This is a genomic window from Mesorhizobium sp. M8A.F.Ca.ET.207.01.1.1 (assembly GCF_004794715.1).
GTDB lineage: Bacteria > Pseudomonadota > Alphaproteobacteria > Rhizobiales > Rhizobiaceae > Mesorhizobium.
Genome location: NZ_SRUS01000347.1, coordinates 1 through 326 on the forward strand (window position 1 = coordinate 1; position 326 = coordinate 326).

The following is a 326-nucleotide window of genomic DNA, read 5'->3' on the forward strand; positions in this document are numbered from 1 at the left end:
TGCGCGACGTTTCGTTCGACCAGGGTTTCCCGCAACCGCTCACCGTATACCGCTTGGGCCAGCCACTGCCGGGGATGCCTGCGAAAGCACAGGTCATCAAGCTGAACGATCAGCATGCATTCCTGGCGGTTCTGCCGGGCGACCACATCGGCGTCGGCGATGTCGTCGAGTTCGGCATTTCGCATCCCTGCACCTGCCTCGATCGCTACCGCGTCATTTTCGGCGTGGACGGGGACGGTCGTGTGGCTCATGCCTTTCCGACATATTTCGGCTGACCAGGCCCAGGAAGAAAACCTCGAAAGGACCCGCTATGATCAAGTATTTCC

Annotated in this window: 1 protein-coding gene; it reads left to right on the top strand. The window is 59.8% G+C overall.

The genetic code is table 11. The features are described from left to right. The first annotated feature begins 53 nt into the window (after nt 1-53). A complete protein-coding gene (locus EN850_RS34860; RefSeq protein WP_246689330.1) occupies nt 54-275 on the top strand; it encodes a hypothetical protein in 222 nt (73 codons plus the stop codon). Nucleotides 276-326 lie beyond the last annotated feature (51 nt).